The sequence below is a fragment of the Plectonema cf. radiosum LEGE 06105 genome (genome assembly GCF_015207665.1).
GTDB classification, from domain to species: Bacteria; Cyanobacteriota; Cyanobacteriia; order Cyanobacteriales; family Nostocaceae; genus Rivularia; species Rivularia radiosa_A.
This window is the reverse complement of sequence record NZ_JADEWL010000039.1, coordinates 16,686-39,941: the sequence shown is the minus strand read 5'-3', so window position 1 is coordinate 39,941 and position 23,256 is coordinate 16,686. Positions and strand designations below refer to the sequence as shown.

7 protein-coding genes are annotated in these 23,256 nt (G+C 40.1%); 1 reads left to right on the top strand and 6 read right to left on the bottom strand.

Annotated features, from left to right (window positions below; genetic code table 11):
* The first annotated feature begins 28 nt into the window (after positions 1–28).
* Positions 29–2,245 (top strand): glycosyltransferase family 2 protein, encoded by a 2,217-nt coding sequence (locus tag IQ247_RS13690; protein ID WP_193920831.1) that lies wholly within the window; start codon positions 29–31, stop codon positions 2,243–2,245.
* 87 nt (positions 2,246–2,332) lie between these two features.
* Here IQ247_RS13690 and IQ247_RS13685 read toward each other — a convergent pair whose 3' ends face one another.
* The 6 genes from IQ247_RS13685 to mobV form a co-directional block, all read right to left on the bottom strand.
* Positions 2,333–3,151 carry a glycosyltransferase gene (locus IQ247_RS13685; protein WP_193920829.1) on the bottom strand — a complete coding sequence of 273 codons (819 nt, stop codon included), beginning with the start codon at positions 3,149–3,151 and terminating at the stop codon, positions 2,333–2,335.
* Positions 3,152–3,688: 537 nt separating this feature from the next.
* Positions 3,689–5,188: a vanadium-dependent haloperoxidase gene (locus tag IQ247_RS13680; RefSeq protein ID WP_193920827.1), complete on the bottom strand. Its 1,500-nt coding sequence runs from the start codon at positions 5,186–5,188 to the stop codon at positions 3,689–3,691.
* A 666-nt stretch (positions 5,189–5,854) separates the two neighbouring features.
* A complete protein-coding gene (locus IQ247_RS13675) occupies positions 5,855–6,220 on the bottom strand; it encodes a hypothetical protein (RefSeq protein WP_228059729.1) in 366 nt (121 codons plus the stop codon).
* A 322-nt stretch (positions 6,221–6,542) separates the two neighbouring features.
* Positions 6,543–6,833 carry a YrhB domain-containing protein gene (locus IQ247_RS13670; protein ID WP_193920823.1) on the bottom strand — a complete coding sequence of 97 codons (291 nt, stop codon included), beginning with the start codon at positions 6,831–6,833 and terminating at the stop codon, positions 6,543–6,545.
* A gap of 17 nt (positions 6,834–6,850) precedes the next feature.
* The gene (locus IQ247_RS13665; RefSeq protein ID WP_193920821.1) at positions 6,851–19,846 is read right to left on the bottom strand and encodes an FG-GAP-like repeat-containing protein; all 12,996 of its coding nucleotides are present in this window, start codon (positions 19,844–19,846) and stop codon (positions 6,851–6,853) included.
* Positions 19,847–21,015: 1,169 nt separating this feature from the next.
* Entirely contained in the window at positions 21,016–22,788 is a 1,773-nt protein-coding gene (gene mobV / locus IQ247_RS13660; RefSeq protein WP_193920819.1) for a MobV family relaxase, read from the bottom strand.
* Positions 22,789–23,256: the final 468 nt, after the last annotated feature.

The following is a 23,256-nucleotide window of genomic DNA, read 5'->3' as shown; positions in this document are numbered from 1 at the left end:
AGTTAAAAGTTGTTTAATATTTCGACTCATGCACCCTACTATCTCCATCGTTATCACGGTATACAACCGCTCGCATTATCTTGGATCTGCTATAGAAAGCGTTCTTAATCAAACTCATCGCGATTTTGAGTTAATCATCTGGGACGATGCAAGCACTGATAATTCTTTAGACATTGCCTATCAGTATGCGTCATGCGATCGCCGTATTCGAGTAATTGCTGCCGAACAAAATACGGGCTTTCCCCCAGCTATCAAAGCCGCAGTTGCAGCTACTACGGGAGATTATATTGGTTGGGTAGATAGCGATGATATGGTTGCTCCTACAGCGATTGAGGAAACGAGTTTAATTCTCAACAAACATCCTCAAGTGGGACTTGTCTACACCGATTACGAATTAATGGATTCGGATGGCAATCTTCATGGGTTGGGACCGCGATGTCAAATTCCTTACTCTAAAGAAGGTTTGCTGGTAGATTTGATGACGTTTCATTTCCGGTTAATTCGTCGCAGCGTTTACGATGCTATTGGTGGTATTGATGATAGCTTTGCTTCTGGTGAAGATTACGATTTATGCTTGAAATTATCTGAAGTCACCGAAGTTTATCATATCGCCAAACCTCTTTATTATTATCGTCGCCACGATAGCAATGTTACCAACGACAATTTGAAAAATATTTATTGGGCGCAAAAAGCAATTAATGATGCGCTCATACGGCGGGGATTATCATCAGATTACGAACTGGATACTCATCTTACTGCTTTTTTTAGTATCAAGCCTAAACTGAAAAAGGCAGGGAGTATAGTGCAGGAGGAAGAAGGGGAAAGTCAATCCGACAATCGGTTTCAAGGAAACGTATTAAACGCTAAAGTTCAGAAGCCAGCTTTGGAGAAACAAAATTCCCTCGCTCCTTTAGTTTCAATAATTATTCCCTGCTATAACCCAGGTGAGATGTTCGAGGGGTGTTTGCGCTCGTGTTTTGAGCAAACCTATCCTAATATAGAAATTATCATCGTCGATAACAATTCAACTGACGGCTCTCTAGCAATTGCTCGTCAACTGGCAGCTAACTCTTCTCGTCGTGTCATCTTTACAAAATGTCACGCTCAAGGACAAAATCATGCTTTTAACCACGGGTTTACTTTAGCAAGTGGCGATTATATTCAATGGTTGGATGCTGATGACTCTTTAATGTCCAATAAAATTGAATTGCAAGTAGCAGCATTAGAGCAAAATCCTAACTTTGATATTGCTTATGGAGATTGGGAATATTGTTTTTATCAATCTGATGTGGAGGAAGGGGAAAATTCGCAACGCATAATTCCTCAAAAAAGATGCCAGCACCGATTCAGCTTTACCTCGCGACAATATGACGATTACTTGCTGCAAGCTTTATCTCATAACTGGCAACCTCCCCTCTCATATTTGCTTCGTCGCGCTTGTGCAGTAAAATTGCAAGAACTAAAAGCTTGGAATCCACACACTTTCTTAGCTACAGACAGAGAATACTACACCATTGCTGCAATTATTGGCTTGCGTTTCCTCTACGTTCCCAATGCTTTGGTACGTTACAATTTTTGGTCGCCCACTCAAAATAGCCGTAAAGCTTCTTATTCCTGGCGTGCTGGGTGCTATAAAAGAATGCATCTCCGCTTCCAAGAAATTGCAGCACAACAGCCACTACAAAGAATTACCAAGCAACATTGGTTTCTACTCAAACAAAATTGGGATTTGTGGAAATTAGCACCAGTAACGCTGATGCAAAAAGCACCGGATAGTTTCTTTTTAATTGACCGTCGTACAGAATATAAGATAACTATTAATCAAGCAGAAGCAAGGGTTATCAGCGCGTTGCATAGAATTAATACGGTTTGCACCTTAGAAGACCATGCTCATAGAATTGTACATCTAATGGCACAGCATATTGTGGTTTCTCATAAAATTGATAGCTATGACTTTGTTGTAGAGGAGCTATCAAAATGGGTAGGGATTGAATATTCTTCAAATCACGATCGATTGACTTGGAAGCAGCCGCAGTTGGATATTCAATATCCATATAAAGACGAGTATCCAAGCAATAATAAAGAGGAATTAAAAGCGTTAGTTAATACAATTCCTTGGTTTGCTCCAATATTTGAACGACAAAGATTAGCGGTTTTTTATACTTTAGATAAACTACGTAATGCTGGAATGCTCGTTCAACATACACCCGTACAATCTAGTTTGAATTTGTTAGCTCAGTTGTAAAGGGAATGGGGAATGGAAGAAATAATATTTTTACTAGTGTGCTGCTTTAAAACTTCTAGCTTTGTTTAATAATCAATCAGTTTTAGGTTATACAATCGCTTCTTCAACACGTTCTTTATTATCAATAATTCTTGCAGTTGATTGCGGTTTGATTTTCCGTTTAAGATGATAGCGACCAATAATTTCTACATCAATTTCATAGTCAGATGCCATTCCCCGACGCTGTAATGCTCTTGCAATTGCTTCTTGGGAGTTGTAAATTAGCTCTATACGCTGTTGAGAGGACATACAGCCAGAATGTTGACGATAGTAATATAGCGGACGTTGGAGATGATGTACTTGCGTGATTTCTGATAATCTTAAGCATAAGTCGTAGTCTTGGACAAGTTCAGCTTTTGAATCAATTCCACCTGCTTGTTTAAATACTTCCTTACGCATCAATCGGAAGTGGAAAGTCATAAAGTCAACTAGTAGTCTATCTGGGGAATAGGGGATTTGACAGCGCTTTCCTTTCCCAAGCATTTGATTTTTTTCGTTGATGACTAAATAATCGGTATAAACTAGTCCGCAACGGGGATTGTTATCTAAAAAGATGGCGGTTTCTTCTAGTGCAGTTGGTGCTAAGATATCGTCGCTATCTATCCACCCGGTATAAGTTCCAGATATAACTGAAAATCCGCCTTGTAATGAAAGAGTTTGTCCCTGGTGTTTTGCTGCAATTACTTTTATTCGTTTATCTTGTTGGGCATAATGATTAGCAATATCTACCGAGTTGTCAGTTGAACCATCATCCCAAATTATTAATTCAAAGTCAGTTAGTGTTTGTTTGAGAACGCTTTCTATGGCTGTACTGAGATAATTTGAGCGGTTATAAACTGGGATGACTATGGAAATTTTTGGTTGCATAAAGCCATTCAATTTTGGATTTTAGATTTTGGATTTTAACAACGGATACTTTTTTGAAATTTTGGATTGTTCTCTTATTAGAAAATAAGTTGCTTCTGGTTTAGATTTTAGATTTTAAATTACGTAAGTCGGTGTAAAAAAATCAAGGTATGTCATTGCGAGTGAAACGAAGCATTCACCTGAAAGGTGCGGCTCAATGTCCTATCGGACACGCTTCGCTAACGCAAGGAATTGAGGGTTGTTTTCATTCTGTTACATAGTTTGGTTTATTTGTGCCGACTTACTTACTCCTATCCCGCTCCTAATTATTATCTCTCTTCATCTCTTACCTCATCTCGGTTCTGCGTCTCTGCGGTTTTTTATCAGTAATTTTCTGCCAACAAGAGATTAAATTTATTCAATAAAAAAAGATTTCAGACTATCCTTTAATTAAAAATAAAGGACTAGTTTTGAATCTAAAATTATTGCATCAAGTTTGATTAACAATAATACTTTTAATATAGTATTACCACTATTTAAAATTTGTCCAATGACGAATCATTTTCTTAATCTGGCACTATGATTTCCTTTAAAAAATGACACCGCACTAAAAGCAACAAATGTCAACAAACTAATCACAGAAGAAGATTCAGGAATGCTTTTAGCTGACTTACCACCGTTAATATAATATTGTGATTTCTCCCAAACTGCCTCACCAACTTTACGTCCTAATACCCTACCGTTAATATCCCCATCCTGGAAGTGAATACCTCCGTAAAGTCGAGAAATTCCAGCTTCATCCGCAGCACTCGTAAAGGTATCCCAGCAAAGTTTAATTGGATTGGAAGGTGTATTGGTTTCAAAGGTGGAGGTGTTGGATAGTTGGGTATGGCAACCTCCTAGTCGATCGCTGTTGGTAAATCGTTTGAGTATTTCCGCACCAGCAGCGCTAAAGGTACTGTGTCCGGATACGTATTCGGCAAAGGGAGGAGTAACAAACGTAATATCTTGGTAGGGTAGCCAGGTTGTACCATCTATCCATTGAGTACCTTTATCTGGACCTGCCCAAGTATAGATTTCTTGTGTATTGGTTTGGGGGTTAGTACGTACTAGGGGATGGTCGTCTGGTAATAAATTATTTGCTGCTAGGTATTGGATGGCTGTGACGGGACGGACGTAATCGTAATGTTCTTTTGCATCCCATGCAGCAATTCCTGCATCGGATACTGCGTTACCTAAACTGAAGAAGAGTTTGACGTTATCATCTAGGCTTAAATTATCTCTGGTGGAGACATATTCGGCGAACAAATGCCAGTGACCTGGTGGTAGTATGGTTTGTGGTCCGTCTGCCCAGTATTCGGCAATTACTTTTTGTTCGTCTGTAAGCGAAGAACTGTATTCAATTACTTCCAGGGCTTGGTCTATATAGGATTGTGTACCGAATTCTGCGGGTGGTGGTGGTAGGTATTGACTCCCCGATTTTAAAGCAAAGGGGGTAACGTCTCCCCATTGCGGTGTGAGAAATTCTTGAATGTTGTTACCGTTATCTATACTAATTGGTTGCCAGCGATTGGGGTCGGTTATTTTATCCCAGGTGTTGACTGGTTTGTAGTTAGTGGTGTCGGTGTAATTATTTAATTGGTTGGAGCCGTCGGTATATTTGTTATTAAGTAATGTTTTAGCTGCTAAGTTACCTATTCCTGCTGGGGTGTTTGGGTTGGTGGTTGTAATGGTGGAATCTATTCCCAGTTGCTGCATGAGATGAGTAAATGCAGGTTCTTGGCTGGGGAATAAGTCTAGGAGGGTGGTGTATGCAGCGTAGTTAATTGCGGTGCTTTTGTTTTCTGGAGTGATTTCTTTGTGGTCAACTTGGAGGTTTTCTAGTTGAGTGTCAATTGCTACTGGGTCGTAGGCTGCCCAGGCATCGTACATACTGGTATTAACTAAGCCCAAAGCACGGGAGGTGGGAGTGGGACCCATGTTGGTGTTGCTGATGGCTTCTAGGGTTGCTTGGTTCCACAGCAGTACGGGGTCTTCTGTGTGCAGGGAAAAGTCCATTGCTGGGGAGGGGAGGTTGAAGAGGATGCTGATTGTGGAGGATAGGAGTAGGGGGAGTTTGGTGTTTAAGGTTTTTTGTTGAGGGGATTTTGGGGTTTTCATTGTTGGGAGTTGTCGTGAAGGAACGGCAGCAGCATTTGTAGCAGTCAATACCGTGGTGTGGTTGCTGGCTGCTCGTTGAAGTTCAGTTTCTGTTGTAATTTATAATACTGAGTTCGGCAAGGGGTTGGTTTTGCTGACTTTTCACGGTAAGTCCTGAGTCAACCAAAAAACGTTACTTTTTCCACAGAGTTATTATCAATAACTATAAACTAATGATAATTAGTCACGAAAGAAGTAGGGTTCTCGATGCGGCTAAAATGACGTTTTCAACATCCCGTGAAAATTCAGGTTGATTTTGAGGGTTTGATACAATGATTATTATTTGTAGTGGTTAACAATATTTATAAAATAAGGGTATTAGTAATAAAAAAATTCACAAAAGGATAAGCCTAAAAGTAATATTTTATTTTGTAAGCTCGTTCTGATGTTTTTTCTTTGATGAGAAGAAGGGGGTACTAGCAGGTAATTTTGAGTTACCAAAATTACCATTTACTACTTCGACCCTACAGATTATATATTCCGCAACAACACATCTCACTTAGCTTTTTATTTAAGAAGTTAAAACTATTCAATTTCTAGTAGTTCAGGTGGGTTCATTCGTGATGGATCTCCAAAATAGTAATCTAAGATTGGCGAGACAGCATCATCTATTGACTCAAATGAATCCTGAAAATCTCCTATTCCTGGACCTGGAACCCATTCCGAAATTTCAAATATCCATTTATCTTCTTTTGGATAAATATTTGCAACAGGCGCATCACAAGGTATTTCGTCATCACCAAATAAACATTCGCAGTCATCTCTTGTATTTCCAGAGACTGACGTGGGCTTAGCTACAGAATATCCATTTGAAAATGGACCGACTGAACCTACTGGAACCACTAATAAACCAGCCTTCTCTAATTTTTGAATTGCTTGTATTTCTGACATATTTCCAGCCAATTCCATTTAAGTAAGTATTGAGTTTTTCGCGTTTTTTACTCAAAAAAAAACATTTATTAGTTTTTTTACTTTTACTGGAATACCCCAAATAAACAATAAATTATCTTTTAGGGTAGGTAAGCACAATTAAACTTAACTGAGTCAAGAAAAGTAAAGTTATCAAAACCTTTACAATTGGTTCGTTTCACTTCGTTCTATTCGCAATGATTCAGGTTTAATCATACTGACCTGCTTGTCTCCAAATTGGGCGTGTAATAAATGAATGAACGTTTATAGGAGAGCCGCGCTCACGCCACGGTGAGAAGTTGTGTTAACTCTGGGGATTATAATATTCTTGGTGTTGATTGATATAATAATCAACGTCATGTGCTGTTCCAGTTATGTGTATGGATTCATCACGATTGTCAAAAATAATAGGTGCATTGCCCACTGATGCATAAATTAATTCTCCTGACTCCAAAAACTTTTTGGAATCGTAGGGAAAAACCCAGCCGAAATCCGTCTCTATTATCCCCTCATCCTCTATGATTAGCTCATCATCACTATCAAAGCGGTCGTTAATAAATTTATGCACTCGTTGTTTTGCTACTTCGTATTCCATTACTATCACCATTGTGTCTATTGATTTGTTCTCATAAATCCTGTGTAGGATGGTTTGATTCCTGGGCTTAAATTCTGTAAACCGCCAGTTTGAGGATCAAGATATTTAATTCTGCCACGGTCATTAACGGCATTAAATACATGTGCACCACTTCCACGACGCCATTTTACATATACAATTCCTCGCGCTCCATCACCAGCATTAAGTAACGTTTTATCAATCTTATCTAACTTCATAAATTTAAATACGTCACCACCATTCTGTGAAGCAAAGTGTTCTTGCAACTTAGCCAGTCCATTTGGTACTGGACCATTACTTGGTAAAGCTGTTGCTCTTAGACCCTGCAAAGCAGCATCACCAGCAACTACACAGTTCACGCAATTCTCTGTTCTGCCAATGATAGATCCATCTAATGGTTTATTTGCAAAATATACTCCAGGTGGTTTACCAGAGGGATCTAGACCAGTGAATAAGGTGGCATCATCCGCTCCCCGTAACCCACGCCAAACCCGACCACCAAGATAACCAGCCACAGGGGCAAAACCCAACGCATCGAGAGGAGTAAAACACCCCTCCAACAACTTGCTCGTACTTTGATAAACCCCAGCAATATCCCCAGCGACGGTATAAGCTTTAGCCGCACGTATAGCCCAGCCACCACCTCTTGCTGCATTACCACCAGCACCAAAGCCCACGGCAGTACTGGCTGCTGTACCAAAAACCTGACCGGCAGTAAACAATCCTCCACTGTGGTTTCGCGTTGCGGTTTCGCCGTACCGTATCTCACGTATCTTAGTTGTTAACCCAAAAGTGGTCGCATCACTAAAACCTGCCGAGAATTGGTCTAGCTTATTAACTACGTTATAAAGCGTGTTATTTTTATAAAGCGCGTCTAAGATTTCCCCTGTTGGGTCGGTGAAGTTAGCAGGGCTATTATTAACGTATCTGTAAAAATTGGGGTCGCCAGCTTCAAAACCAATCGGGTCTTCACTGATAAACCTACCTACGCCGGGGTCATAATACCTAGCCCGATAATAATACTGTCCCGTCTCCTCATCAAATTCCCTTCCGGCATACCCAAACCGGAAATCAACATTGGGATTTGTCTCACTGGTAATCTGACCAAAACTATCGTAGGTAATATGATTAACAACGGTACCGTCATTATCAACCACATCCCGCACGGTACCTTGATTATCCGTCAGCGCCCATAACACCTCACCTTGGGCATTTTCGTCTGCCAAAATCTGGTCAATTTGTGGACCGTGTAAATAACGATGAGTTAAGTTACCATCCCCATCAAAGGTGAGCGCAATATGCTCCCCATCATAAACAAACCTTTCTGCTAAAGCCGTTGCGACTCCATCCCCGTCTGGGTCTACCTCCTTGGCAATACGACGGTCAAACATATCGTATGCATACCCAGAAGTCTTGATAACGTTACCGTCAGTATCTTTGACAACAACTTCCGTCAGACGATTCCGGTAATCCCAACTGTACTCGGTTATTTCACCCGTAGCGATTTCAACTCGTTGAGTACGATTCCCTTCATCATCATAGGAGTAATTATATTTACCATCAGTTAACAAGCGATTGTCAGTACCAGTGTCATAACCATCATTGGTACGATTGCCGTTAGCATCGTAGCTGTAGCTTTCGTCATTTTGATAACTGTGGTCTGTACCAGTAAGCTGATTCGTTAAATCGTAGCTGTAAGTACTGGTTCCATCCGGGGAAGTGAAAGAAGTAATGCGATTACCAGCATCGTAGTCAAAGCCATAGGCTGCTAGAACATCAGTTCCCTTGAAATGCTTTAATTCCTTGAGACGACTTGCTACATCATAGTCATAGCTGCTATCTGCAACAAGTTGGGTTCCAGCTAAATCCGCATAGCGATTTATACCCTTTAACTGACTCGCAGCATCGTAGGTCATATCAACCCGCTTATCAGCTACCCCATTACCGCTTTGAGTAATTCTAGTTACGCGGTTGAGGTCATCGTAAGTAAATTCTTCTAAACCGCTTTGGATTCCGTCAATGGTATCGGTAACGGTTTTAAGATTGCCGACTGCATCGTAGGTGTAATCGAGAACAACGTTATTAACTCCTGGGGTGCCTGCGTTATCAAATGACGTTAACTGTCCGGCTGAGTCGTAGGTGTAGGAATAGCTGGAATCTGGGTCAAAGGTATCGGTAAGGCGACCTACTCGATCGTAAGTGTAATTAATAGTGCGTATTGCGTTACCTTGAGAATCAAGCCAGTTTTCAACTTTTTGGCGATCGACTTTATCGTAGGTATAGCTGATAGAGCGTTGATTGCGGTCTGTGGTAGCGATTAAGTTACCAACAGCATCGTAATCGTAGGTGTTCGTAAAGCCGAGTTCGTTTGATTCGGTTTTAAGCCTATCTAATTCGTCGTAAGTATAAGTAGTAGTATTTGCTTCTGGGTCGGTTACGGTTTCAAGATTGCCGACTTTATCGTAGGCAAAGCTTGTTACTTGAGACTTAGCATCTATTATCTTCTTCTGACGGTCAAGCGCATCGTATTCGTAGCGAGTAGTTTGATTTAATGCATCTGTAAGCGCAATTAAATTGCTGTTACCGTCGTATTCCCTGGTGGTTTGATGATTGAGCGGATCAATAGTAGTGGTGAGACGATTGCGTTTATCGTATTTATATCTAGTTTTCCGCTTCAGTTCGTCAGTGGTAGAAGTAACGTTACCTGCCGCATCATAAGTAGTTACAACAGTATCGCCCAAAGCGTTTTCTACAATTGTGTTGCGGTTGAGTGCGTCGTAAGAGTATTCGGTTGTACGATTTAAAGCATCTTCTACTGCGACTAAATTATTAGCATCGTCGTAAGTATAAGTTGTAGTGCGATTTAACGGGTCAGTAATGCCAATTTGGCGGTTGCGAGCATCGTAGGAGTATGTTGCTGTATCATTTTCTGCATCTGTTACAGATATGACATTACCGGCATCATCATAGGTTGTAGTGGTGGTTTGTTGTTCTGCATCGGTGATGATTGTTTGGCGATCGCGATTGTCGTAGGTGTAGTTAGTTGTATGTTGATTCGCATCAGTTAAAGCAATAACATTTCCAACTTTGTTATATTCTGTAGTCGTGACACCGTTTTTAGCATCAGTTATAGCAACTTGCCGTCCTAAATCATCGTAATCGTACTTTGTCTTGTGTTCGTTGGCATCAGTTACGGCGATTAATTGGTCGGCAGCGTCGTATTCGTAGGTAGTTGTATTTTGTAGCGGGTCAACTGTACGAACCAACCTGTCACGAACATCGTAAACCATGCGAGTTTGATTTCCGTTAGCATCAATAGTTGCAACTAGATTGTCATCAAAGTCATAGCGTAGTTTTTCCTTACTGTTATCGGCGTATATAGTTTCAAATAAGCGGTTTCTTGTGTCGTAACGATACTTGGTTTCTTGTTTTAATGGATCAACAACTGAAGTTAAGTTACCTGAAGAGTCGTATTTGTAAGTAGTTATTGGTGAAGCTAGCGGTCCCGCACCATCTGGGTCAGCCTCAGTAGTTTTAACCAACTGATTCATTTTATCGTACTCGTATTCGGTACGATTGTTGTTTGCATCTACAGTTGCAGTTTGATTTCCAGCGTCGTCGTATTCGATTGTTTCTGTTGCTTCTTCTGCCGTACCTTTAGCATAGGTAGTTTTAATTAAACGGTTCAGGTCATCGTACTCATACTCGGTACGATTATCGTTTTCATCAATAAACGCCGTGAGGTTGCCAGCAGCGTTGTACTTAAACTGCTGTACCGCTTCATCTGCTGTATCTTTGGCAAAGGTTGTCTTAATTAATCTGCCAAAATCATCGTAATCGTAGTCAGTTAACCTACTCAGCGCATCGGTCATTGTATCGATTTGACCGTCAGATGTGTAAGTGTAACTGGTAATTTCATCATCATTACCACCAACTTCGCCTACAACCCTGGTAGTAGAAAGAACGTTTCCATTATTAGGGTCGATTTTGTAGAGCGTGGTTCTACCCAGTTCGTCGGTTACGCTTGTAACTTGGTTGAAGGTGGAGTCGTAAGTGTAACGGCGTTCGGTATTTTCTCCACTTCCTCCGGTTCCTCCAGAACCAACTGTATTGTTAAATCTTACAGAGACAGTAGCATCACTTTTATTAGCAGTAGCAAAATCTAAATCCCCATCACCATCAAAATCATCCAATGTGATAGATTTGGGAAATCGTCCTACGGCAAAGTAACGAATATTTGCTTCATCAAAAGAACCCGAACCATTGTTTAACAATACTGATACTGTATCGTCGTAGGAATTAGTGGTAAATATATCAAAATTACCGTCCCCATTTATATCTTCTACAATTACTGATATTGGTCTTTCGCCAACTGTATAGTCAATGCTTTCTTCAAAAGTACCATCCCCATTGTTTAACAGTACCGATACGCTGTCATCAAATTTATTGACAGTTACTAAGTCAGGATTGTTATCTCCATTTAAATCTTCTACAACTACTGATGTTGGTCTTTCGCCAACTGTATAGTCAATGCTTTCTTCAAAAGTACCATCCCCATTATTTAACAGTACCGATACGCTGTCATCAAATTCATTGACAGTTATTAAGTCAAGATTGTTATCTCCATTCATATCTCCTGCAACTACTGATCTTGGTCTGTTACCAACCGTATAGTCAACCGTAGAGGCAAAAGTACCATCCCCATTGTTTAACAGTACCGATACGCTGTCATCAAATTCACTAGCAGTTATTAAGTCGAGATTGGTATCGCCGTTAATATCTTCTACAATTACTGATTCTGGACCATTTCCAACTGCATAATCAACCTTAGTGGCAAAAGTACCATCACCATTGTTTAACAGTACCGATACGCTATCATCATCTTCACTAGCAGTTATTAAGTCAAGATTGGTATCGCCGTTTACATCTTCCACAACTACCGATAGTGGTCTGTCACTAACCGTATAGTTAACCGCAGAAGCAAAAGTACCATTGCCATTATTTAACAGTACCGATACACTATCATCCAATCCATTAGCAGTTATTAAGTCGAGATTGATATCGCCATTTACATCTCCCAAAACCACGGATGTAGTGTAAAAATTAATCGCGGAATTTATTGGATCGGAGAAAACACCATCACCTCTACCAAGATAAACGGATAGGTTCAATATCCCAGTACCAGGGTTATTTAGAATCAATAAGTCGGGGGCTGAATCTTGATTGATATCTCCGGATGTTATGAATTCTGGATTAAGCCCAACTTCAAATTCAGTGCTTTCATCAGTCGTTTCAAAAGAAGCGTTTCCATCATTCAAAAGTATCGATACACTCGATCGATCCCGATAATCATCGTTGTTAGCAGTGATTAGGTCAGGCAGACCATCCCCATTTGCATCACCTAATGCGAAATTATAAACTTCTTCTACTGCAATGTCTGCTGTTTGAGTAAAAGTAAGGTCGCCGTTGTTTGACAGCAACGATAGGCTACCTTCAACACCATAGCCATCACCGCTGGCGACTACAATATCTAAATCGGCATCATTATCTAAATCACCTAAAACAAGGAAGTTAGAGGCATTTTCTAATTCAATTTTAGTGACATTACCGAATGTTCCATCCCCATTTCCAAGGATTATAGATACATTGTTGGAATAATAGTCATATCCAGTTGCAGCTACTAAGTCAAGAAAGCCATCTCCATTCATATCCCCTACAGCGAGAGAATCAGCTTCATTTTCTAATTCAATTTTAGTGACATTATCGAATGTTCCATCCCCATTTCCAAGGATTATAGATACATTGTTGGAATAATAGTCATATCCAGTTGCAGCTACTAAATCAAGAAAGCCATCTCCATTCATATCCCCTACAGCGAGAGAATCAGTTTCATTTTCTAATTCAAAGTTAGCGGTAGTACCGAATGTTCCATCCCCGTTCCCAAGAACAATTAATACATTATTGGAATAATAATTATCTAAACTTACTAAGTCAAGAAAACCATCTCCATTCATATCTCCTACTGCAATAGAAGAAGATGAGTTTTCTATTTCAAATTTAGTAGCAACACCAAATGTTCCATCTTCGTTTCCAAGAAGAATAGATACATTGTTGGAATAATAATTAGCAATTACAGAATCAAGAAAGCCATCGCCATTGAAATCTGCTGCTACGATTTGATCTGAGTATTGTTCTATCTTATAAATGGCATTAGGGAATAAGCTTTGGTCAGCGATGCTATCCGTTCCTTGAAAAGGGCTAGAAATCTCATCCTTAATACTGAGAATGTTGCCTTTGTCATCGTAAGTGTACTCCGTGACATCTCCTCTTGCACTTGTAGATTTTGTCACTAGATTACTGTCATTCCGCTCAACTTCGGGCAAAAATCCAGCCCCATCTATTGAGGAAATAGTCTGACCTTCTTGGTCAAGTTTTGTGCGAATTACATTACCGTTACCATCAGCATAGCTAGCTTCCGCATCACCCAGTTCATCGGCTAAAGGAGCATTGAAGGGATTAAGGGTCTGTTCCGGACGGTATAATCCTTGTGTTTGAGCTGAATTGACCTTGACTACCGTTTTATCCGGACGAACGGCACTCTTGACCCGACCGTAAGAATCATAAACGTCCTCTCCGCGATTATCGCGTTTATCAATTGCAGCGGTAATACGGTGAGATTTATCGTATTCCCAACTGCGAGAAGATTCATCGGGGTCGGTAATCTCAATTAAGTTACCTTTGGTGTCGTATTTAAGTTCGGTAACGCGATTTCCTGGGTCAGTGATGCTACTAACTCTACCGTTGGTGTAAGTAAACGCAGTTTCCAAACCTACGGGGTCAATTATTTTGGAAAGCTTACCGTCGGGATTATATTGGTACTGCGTTTCATTGCCATTGCGATCGCGTACCAATTCAAGTTTGTTTTGGGCATCAAACTGGTAAACGGTTTGGTCTTTCATGGTGCGGCGGAAAGTACCGTTTACACGTTCTAAGGTAGAAAAGTCGAATGATGGAGAAACATAAGAATCACCTGGTTCTGCGGGGGCTTCAAATAAGAATTGGCTACCATCACCATCAACTAGCAGTACGGAACCGTCGTCATTCTCAACTACTTCCTGCAATCCAGCTAAACTCCAACCGCTACCGAAAGGACTGTCAATGCTGTTGACACTAATTATCTCGCTCGTTGTAGTTGTTGAAGAACCATTAAATTCTTCTTCGTCTGTAAATACTTGTAGACCGCCCGTGACCTTGTATTCATATTTACCAGTAGGTAAAGAGCGCATATCTACCTGCAAGGCAGCATCAATATCAAAAGGTTCGTTGTTAGGATTACGACCAGGTATCGACCAGAAGTTTTCTCCTCCAGATAAACCGTATTTTCCTTCAGCGACACCTGGTACTTGATACTCAAAATCACCTTGCTTGACGCTCAGTTTGGCAACGAATAAATTTTCAAGCACATCATCTGGGTTCCCAGAAGCATTCTCATACGTAATATTATCGGCTCCAAAATGTAAGATTGGTTTGGGGTCGGCACGCAAGGAGCTATAACTCAAAGCTAAACCGCGAGTTTTGCCCAAAGACTCGTAAGTAACCAGATTGTGAGTTTCTTGTACCGCACCCGAATGCAATTCTACATCTGAGTTAATTGGTTGAGTGGCTTCGCCCTCAGAGCATTTATCGTGCTTAACGTGTTTGGTTGCATTATGTAAACCTAGTTCTTTAACTTCTTCAAAATATGTATTTACTTCTGTAAGATACTCTCCGTTGTGGTTGTATGGATTTTCCTCTAGGTCGGATAAGCCTACTGCAACAGGTGCAAAGAAGTGCCAACTACTATTACGAATCCCCCCCTCAATCGTCTCAATTACGCTACCATCATCGCTAACTCTTCCGACTCCCACTTTGTCAAACAACCCAGTATTGGGATTAATTGACCACAAGTCCATCTCCAACCCCGGTACATATCCAGCACGATTGGGCAGTGACAAAGGTGCAGGAGTTGTAAGCACCATTTCCCCTGGCTGAATAGTCACTACCATATCCGGACGCAGATTTTCCGGTAAGGAGGCAGGTGTTAAGTTTGCGGGGACTTCTGTAATGCTCAACCCGCCCGTAAAAGCATTCCCCTGTTGGTCTTTTAAGCTACCTGCTGCTACAAATACGGATGCACCGGGAATAGTACTGGTGGTCACGGTTGTATCTGCATTTGGATCAACTGCGATCGCATTTGCCGTATCTAGCACTGGCAGGTAGATGGGACGGCTAATAACGTTATTTACCCCTGCGTAGGCATCATGCTCTAATAGCAATGGCAGTTTCTCGGCAATAAACGGATAAGCATCGTTGCCAGCAAGTAGTTCTGCCCTTACTTTGAGGGTATCGCTGGGTAATTCTCCGTTAAATTCAAGTTGGAAGTAACCCGACGCATCGGTAGTCGTTTGCGTTCCACCTAATTCAATTACTACTCCGGCTAATGCTGCTTGGTCGGTGTTTTGAATAACACCAGAAATCCTCGTAGTAGTAATGGGGTCTGGTTCTACGGTAATGGTTACGTCTTGGGTAACGTCTACCCCACCAGCAGTAGCAATTACGGTGAAGTTATAGGTGCCAATATCGTCAGGACTGGGGGTAAAAACCAGCGTTCCATCCCCGGTTAGTTCTCCTTTGGGTAAGGGGGTGTCGGAACGCAGCGAGAAGCTAATGGGGTCGCCGTTGGGGTCGGTAGCAATTAACGGTATTTCTAACCGCCCACCCGGCATTACGCTCTGCGATGCTACAGGAGCCAGTTGAGGCGGTTGTTCTGGCGCTCCCGTTAAGAATACTGGTTGCAGATCGAAGCGGGTTAAGGATGGGTTATCAAAGACAATTTGTACCGCGTCGGATATGGCTTTAGGATTCAAGCCACCCGGTTGAATAGCATTACTGAAATTGATGTAGGGAGAACCTCCAGGATGGGTTCCGGAAGCGTTATTTAGGGAAACACCCGAAGGGAGATTTGTCAATACAACTGCTAATTCCCGTCCGAGAGTTGTAGTTCCGTTATTGCGGACTTGTAAATCTGCGGTGTAAGTCCCCGTATCGCTATCAAGTCGGACGTTAGATAGCAGTAATTCTACGTCAGATGAGGTATTGAAAGTATCTAAATTTATTTGATCGCCGATTTCCGCTCGGTCAATATCTGTGGGGAATACGGGACCATTTATTGCTTCTGTGTCAACGGTATTGGTAATATCTTTGATTTGGACGACGCTACCAGTATCGTTGTCGTTATTAATTAGTTGGAATACTAAGGAACCGCTGGTTTGACTTTTTAAGCTGGTGAGGTCAACTCTGACCCGATTCCCGTCGTAATTTACCAGTCCGGGGGTGAATTCTGCATTGGTTCCAGAAAGGGAAAATAAAGCGGTTCCCGGTTCTCCTTTGTCGAGTAAGGTGATTTCTGGGTTGATTGAATCTACCAGATAAAGTGACAATCTGTCTGACGATGCGGTATTGATGTCAGTGGTATCAAATTGAGCATCGATTTCAAATTCTAATTGACGCTTACCTTTATTTTGACCAAGTTCAATTTCTATTGCGGTTTGGGTGACAAAGCTGTTTTGTTCGCCCAAAATTACGCTATCGTTTGTCTTAATTCCCCAGCCTTGTGTCCCCGTGCTGCCAATGATAAAATCGTCGCTGACTGTAAAGTTAGCGGACTTTTGGGTAGAGTTACCAGCAATATCAAATACCGATAATGCCAAGTTGTGAGAACCATCTATCAAACCTGTGGGAACAATGGCTTGGTCAAATCTTCCTCGATCGTTAATGGTTAAAGGAGAAGATGCTTGTCCATCCAAGCTATAGCTAGTATCAAACAAACCGCTACCAGTATCGCTAACGTTACCAATTAGTCGCGTCCTATTGCTATGTTCGCCGCTATCTAAGGGCGTATTTAATGCGAGAATAGGATTGCTGGTATCGAGGGTAAAGTTAACTGTGGAAGTATTTAACTGATTACCTTGTAAGTCTTCTAAAAGTAAATTGAGGCTGTATGCTCCATCTTCTAAAGATGCACGGTTGATCGAAGCGAGTTGACTCAAATTGAAATTAAAGTTACCTTCGCTACTGATATCTTCGGTGACATCTACGTAATCTAATACAGGAATATCGCCAAAACCCACACGCAGACGGACGCTATCGCTGAAATTATTAATATTTCCAGCTATTGTTGCATCACTGGTAATACCATCAGTATTGGTAGTATTATTAGGAGCAGTATCGTTGACTAAAGCTGCTGTAATTTCATAGGCACTTGTAACCGTACCGACGGTGACATTGTAGGTCATCGTGTTGACGTTACCTGCGGTATCGGTAATAGTAACAGTCAGCGTATAAGCACCGTTGTTAAGTCCGGTTAAATCAAATTGAGCATCAAAAGCACCCGCAGCATCAAAGGGAACGATAATTTCTGCACCATCGTTAAAACGGTAGCTGATAGTAGAGATATCGCTACCAGTACCATCTAAGTTACCAGTTAATTTTGACCCCTGGGTCAGCGCTTCTGTATCAATGCTCGTGGTAAGGTTGATTGTTGGTTGTGTAGTGTCAACCGTTATTTGCAGTGATGTTGGAGAGTTGTTAGTATTTCCTGCGATATCGGTTGCGATCGCGATAAAGTTATAAGTACCGTCTGCAAGATTATTTGTGGCAATCTGCCAACTTCCATCGTCCGTAGCTGTTGTTTCTCCGACTAATTCTCCATTTTGCAACAACCTTACTGTAGATAGTGGTTCTGCATTACCAGTGATGGTGGGAGAATTATTGTTGGTAATATTATCGCTGTTGTTAATTCCAGAATCGCTATCTGGAGACAATTTTAAGTTAATGGGAGATAGGGGTGCTGTGGTATCGATTGTCAGCAACAGGGGTACATCTGATTGATTTTGATTTCCAGCAATATCGGTGGCAATAGCCGTAATATTATAATTACCGTCTGCTAAATTATTGGTGGTTATTTGCCAATTTCCGTTGCTATCAGCTTCCGCTTCTCCAATCTTGACTCCATTGTTTAATAATTCTACCTTTGAAAGAGCTTCTGCATTACCCGTAATTCCAGGAGTTGAATTATTAGTAATATTATCGCTGTCGTCAACTCCGCTATCATCGGTTGCTGTTAAATCTAAATTAGCTGGTGCTGTTGTTACCGTATCTAACGTAAACGTTAAATCGAATAAATTGGAAACATTACCCGAAGCATCTTTGGAGAGTAGATGCAAAGTATGATTTCCATCCGGTAAGGTGTTACCGTAAATAGATTCTAAAGTTGTTCTATCAAAGCTAAAATTACCATTTGCCGAGCGTTGAGGCAATACATTGACATAAGCGGCAATGTCTGTATCGTCAAACCCTGCGGTGAATTCAACTATCTCCCCATTATCAGTTACCGTACCATTAATTGTGGGGTCGGATGTAATTCTATCTGTATTGGTAGTATTATTTGGTGCGGTATCGTTAACCAATGCAGCTGTAATTACTGGTTGTTCCGTATCTACTTCTTCAGTTGTATCGTTGGTGTAGATAACATTGGCACCATTATTAAAAGTAATATTTCCCTTTGCAGCAATAGTACCGTACAAAGTGGAATTATTATTGAAGGTAAAATCGCCTACACTCTCAAATAACCCACGGCTATTCAATGCAGCGTTAAAGGTGATTCTACCAGCTGAAACTACTCTCAAATTATCATCAGAGTTAGTACTTGTCGTCGCACCATTGAAGTTAATGCTACCGCTATTGCTTCCAGATGCTAGCATTGTAGAACTAGCAAATCTAGCAGTACTGTTCATATTAATTGAACGAGAAGCAAATACAGATAAATTTGTTGCCTGTACCCCAGATAAATTAATATTACCGTTGTTGGTAATTAATACAATATTATTAAAGTTATGGTTGTTGCCGTTAAAGTTAATATCTCCGTTGTCTACGGTGATAACATAATTGCTGATATTAATATTACCGGGAATATTTAATCCCCCACCCGTAACTCTGACAACTCGTGGATTTGACTCAGTACCCGGTGCTGGGAATTTGTTATTCCAATCTTGAGAATTATTTAGAGGATTTTGACTCGAATTAAAGGTAACTGTTGATGTACCTGGAGCAATAACGCTATCTAATGTTTGCTGTTTTAAATCTGCATAAGCTGGAATATCAATTACTTGTTCATCTACTACTTGTGGAGGGATTAAATTAGCATATTGATTGTTATTCGCATTGATGGTAGTGTAATTCGGAGCAACGGTAACGGCATTATTTACTAAAAGTAATTTACCAGAATTATTAGTAAGGGGATTACCGTTTTCATCTCTTTGTACTGGTAGGGTAATGTTGCCATTAATCGTAAAACCTTTGGCAGCATAAATTAAAGAATCGTCGTTTAAATCGAGAGGATTTCCGTCTAAATCTCCACCGTTATTAATGCTAACTTGTTTCTCGGTTCTTATTGCATATTTAGGAGTAGGTGCAGACGCTGACATTGGGATGGGAGATGCAGCAATGTCGTTTTCTATTATTAATAAATTTGAATCTGAGTTTAAATTTGAGTCAAGTTCAAATGTACCGACTAAAGGATTATTTTTGTTATTACCAGTAATGAAATCAATCGAGGTTTTATCTAAATCTTTATCTAAATCGGTATTTATTTTCTTAAAATCAGTTACTTGTTGTCCGAATAATTGGTTTGGAGTAGATATTTGATTATATAAAAATGGTGACGATACTGAATTAACGGTATCGTCACCAATGTTATCGGTGTTATATGCAATATTAAAATTTTCTGATTTAAGTCTTTCTATTTCCGCAGCTAAGGGTTCAGTTCCTGTATTTTTATCAACCTTATTAGCTGCATTTAAACCATAAATATCTTCTTCAGAATTATCTAATATGGAAGCAGAGAAAAATTCTTCATTATTAGAAGTATCTTTACCAAATATATCAATGCTTGTCATAACACCCTGATTTTTTTAATTATAAGTTAAAGTACGATGCCGTCAACGTCTACTATAATCGTGAAGAATGATTTTTATAATTTGTTCGCTCATATAGTATTGAAGAATTAATTTTTTAGTTCAACAAGACAGGTAAAAACATATTTTTTTACCGAAGCTCTAAACTTGCTATCGCGCATTTATTATTAGATATTCCTTCTTTCTCCTTACTTCTTCTTTGTAAAGTTAATGGATCGATACAAAAGGTGTTTCCGTATTAATCACAAACATAAATATAAATAGATACCGTAAGATACGGAGGTAATTGCACAAAGGTTGATAATTATACTGATTGATTTAACGAACCTTTTTACTTCAGTTCCGACATATAACCAAGTACTTTCCAATTCTTAGCAGTCACAAGTATTTTTATAACACTAATAAACATTAATCCTATAGCAGTGAATATACTGAACATTTTTATAGATTCATATGATTTTTATCAGTGTATTTTCGGAGAAAGTATAATTTTTATTAAGAACTTATAAAGATATCTCTCTTGGCTAAGAAGTTTGATGTATTGGGAAATAACCGCTTTTACTTGAAAAAATGACTGTTTTTGAAGTATGAATATTTTTGAAGAGTATTTGTAATTATCTTTACGAAGGTAACAACTTGGTAAAAAGAAATAACTTTTTGTTAAGTATATCTGCCATAATTCTCAGTTTTGGTGTATGCATTTGGTATAGTTTACTGCATTCTCCCGTTTAATCTGAATCTGTTTTGTCAGAAAAAAGTGCAATATTGAGTGTTTTCTGAAACAACACTCCGGAACTATTGCAGTGGAATTGCAATGAATGCATCGGCGTTTTTCGTGATTATTGATTGTAGCCTCACGCCGATTATGTAGACAGCGGTTATCGTTATTACTTGCTTTCTAGAAAATATCTAAGTACTATCGCACGGAAACGTGCGATGTGGCGTGTTAAGAGATACAATAGGTATGGTGTTTACGCTACAATCATTTATAAAAACATTCCACACGTTATAGCTAAAAGCACCTGGGAAAAACGTGCGTAGTGATGCCCCGCATTAGAGGAATAACGTTAATAAACGAGTAATATAGCGGATTGCGGGAGCATCATCGCCCGTTTTAGCGCAGCGTTCGCAGGTGCGGCTCGATCGGAGTATCAGTCTAATTCAATACCTCGCTTAACCGATTTTTGTTTTTGTTGCAGTCTTTCCCTTTCTTGTTGAAGCTGTTCGCGAAGAAGTCGTAAGTCATCATTCCAAGTTTCACCCGCTTGAGGCTTGACTCTACGAGTTTCTTGCAGTTGTTCTGATACTTGTTTGACTAGCTTCTCTCCAGAAGATGTAGCGCTATAAGCTAAGATGATTTCGCCACCATTTGACTGAATGCGTTGCAGTAAATGTATCTGACTTTCTGAAATAGAACCATTTGCTGTTAAAAATACCGTTGGTTTTTTGGGCTTTGGATTGAGCGATGCAAGGGAAAATACTTCAATCGGCGAATCTGCTAGAGCAACTTGATGTAGTTTACCTTCGTCAAATCCTATACCAAACCAACCTTCTGTACGACTGGAACCTAATGCTACTCCATTGAATTTCTCACCTACAATACTAGCTCCCGTTACTACGGTTCCTTGCTTTAAATGTTCTCTACTGGGGGCAATTAAGTAGTGCTTGATTACAGCATTGCCTTGATTATCAGCATAGATACGATTGTGGGAATGCTCTGTTTCTAAAACTTTGTCGCTAATTCCATAGGTGTTGGTGAGATAGCTTTTTGCTTGCTGCCATTTCTGTTCCGAAGAGGAAGGTGGTTGGAATTTAGGTGTGGGGTATTGGAGAATTTCTGGTTTTATCTTCTTCATAAAGTTGGCGATCGCCACATCGGAACCAAAGTTATCGGCGAGCCAACCAATGCTTTCACGTTGTTCTACATCCAAAACTGTTTGTACTAAATCGATGGGATTTTCTCCAGTTTCTTCAGAATTAGAAGAAGCAGACTTGGTAGCAAACTTGTTGTCGTTAATCATCAGTAACCTGTCTGTACTAAGCCAAAGTAAAGGTTTATTTTTATCGCGCTCGAATCCCAGTTGATAGGCTACATCTTCCAAAGAAATATCATAGGGCGATTTGGATAACTCTTCTAATTTCTTTTTTTGAATCTGAATTTGCAGCTGCAACTGTTGGTTTTGTCTTCTTAATTCATCAGCTTCTTTTTGTTTTGCAAGTGCAGTTGCTTCGATCTCCCGACGCTGACGTTCCGCTCTATCCCTGTCCCTAGCTTTATCGCGCAGTACTTCAATATTATCTGTTTGAGGAGAATTAATATTAGTGTAATATCGTCCGATATCAATATGTGTCGCCTTACTTCCCCGTATCCCGCGTTCCAAACCAAGGGGTTTCATCGCTTGAGCGTAATCATCTTGCCATTCCCGTAATAATTTAGGAGAACCGAAAAACGCACTGGCATTGAGTTTACCGCGTTTATCAATTGGCACCATATGTGCGTGGATGTGGGGTGTAACCTCATCTAAGTGAGCGGCGGCTGAGATTATACGATTGTGCGGAACGGAAATTCCTTCGGGTGTGACGTTAAATCGTTCCTGCAACCATTGCTTGTTGAAATCGAGCCAACGGTTTAATTGTAATTGTTCGTATTCACCGGGTTCGGTTTGAGTACTGGGACGAAAAAACTCCGGGGATGCAGATAAAACTAGTTCTACACAAAGCACGGCATTCTTGCGAATAGTTTGATTACCAATATGATTAAAGGTGTCTTGGACTAAATCTTGTTCGGGATTGCCCATTAACCAAACATTCTCTTTATAAGGATTAGCATTAGGCGTTTCTCTATCGCGTTGAACGTGACTAGCAGAACCCGCAATTTGTCCGCCAGTTTTTAGTTTTTTCGTTAAAAAAATTGCGTATGCCATAATTATTTAATTATTAATTTTTATAGATGTTTCATTGGCGCTTCTGTTTGATGCTAGGTAATTCGTAATATAGAAGCGCAGTGCTTTTCGAGCCTATGCTTGTGTATTTTATGTATGTGAAGTAATTAAATAGAAAACGAGTAAAGACTTATTTAATTGTCGAAACACCACCCTTTTTTATCCTCTTCAAATAAATTCTCAGTTTGGGTTTATTAAACCTTCAGTCAGTACCAAGCGTCCTTCAATATCTCTCAATCCTTCTATTTACAATAAAAATAGATAACTAATGAAGGAATTAGAAGGAATTAAATAAATTCCGTAATAAGTACACTCTTGGGGTTGAAGAAGGAGCTAGCGCAGCGCTCGTGTGCGGGAAAAACGGCAGATGTTGAATGATACTTACGACGCGGAATTAACACAGAAGTTGGAAGAAGAAATTAATTCACAAGAAAGACAACAGAACTTCGT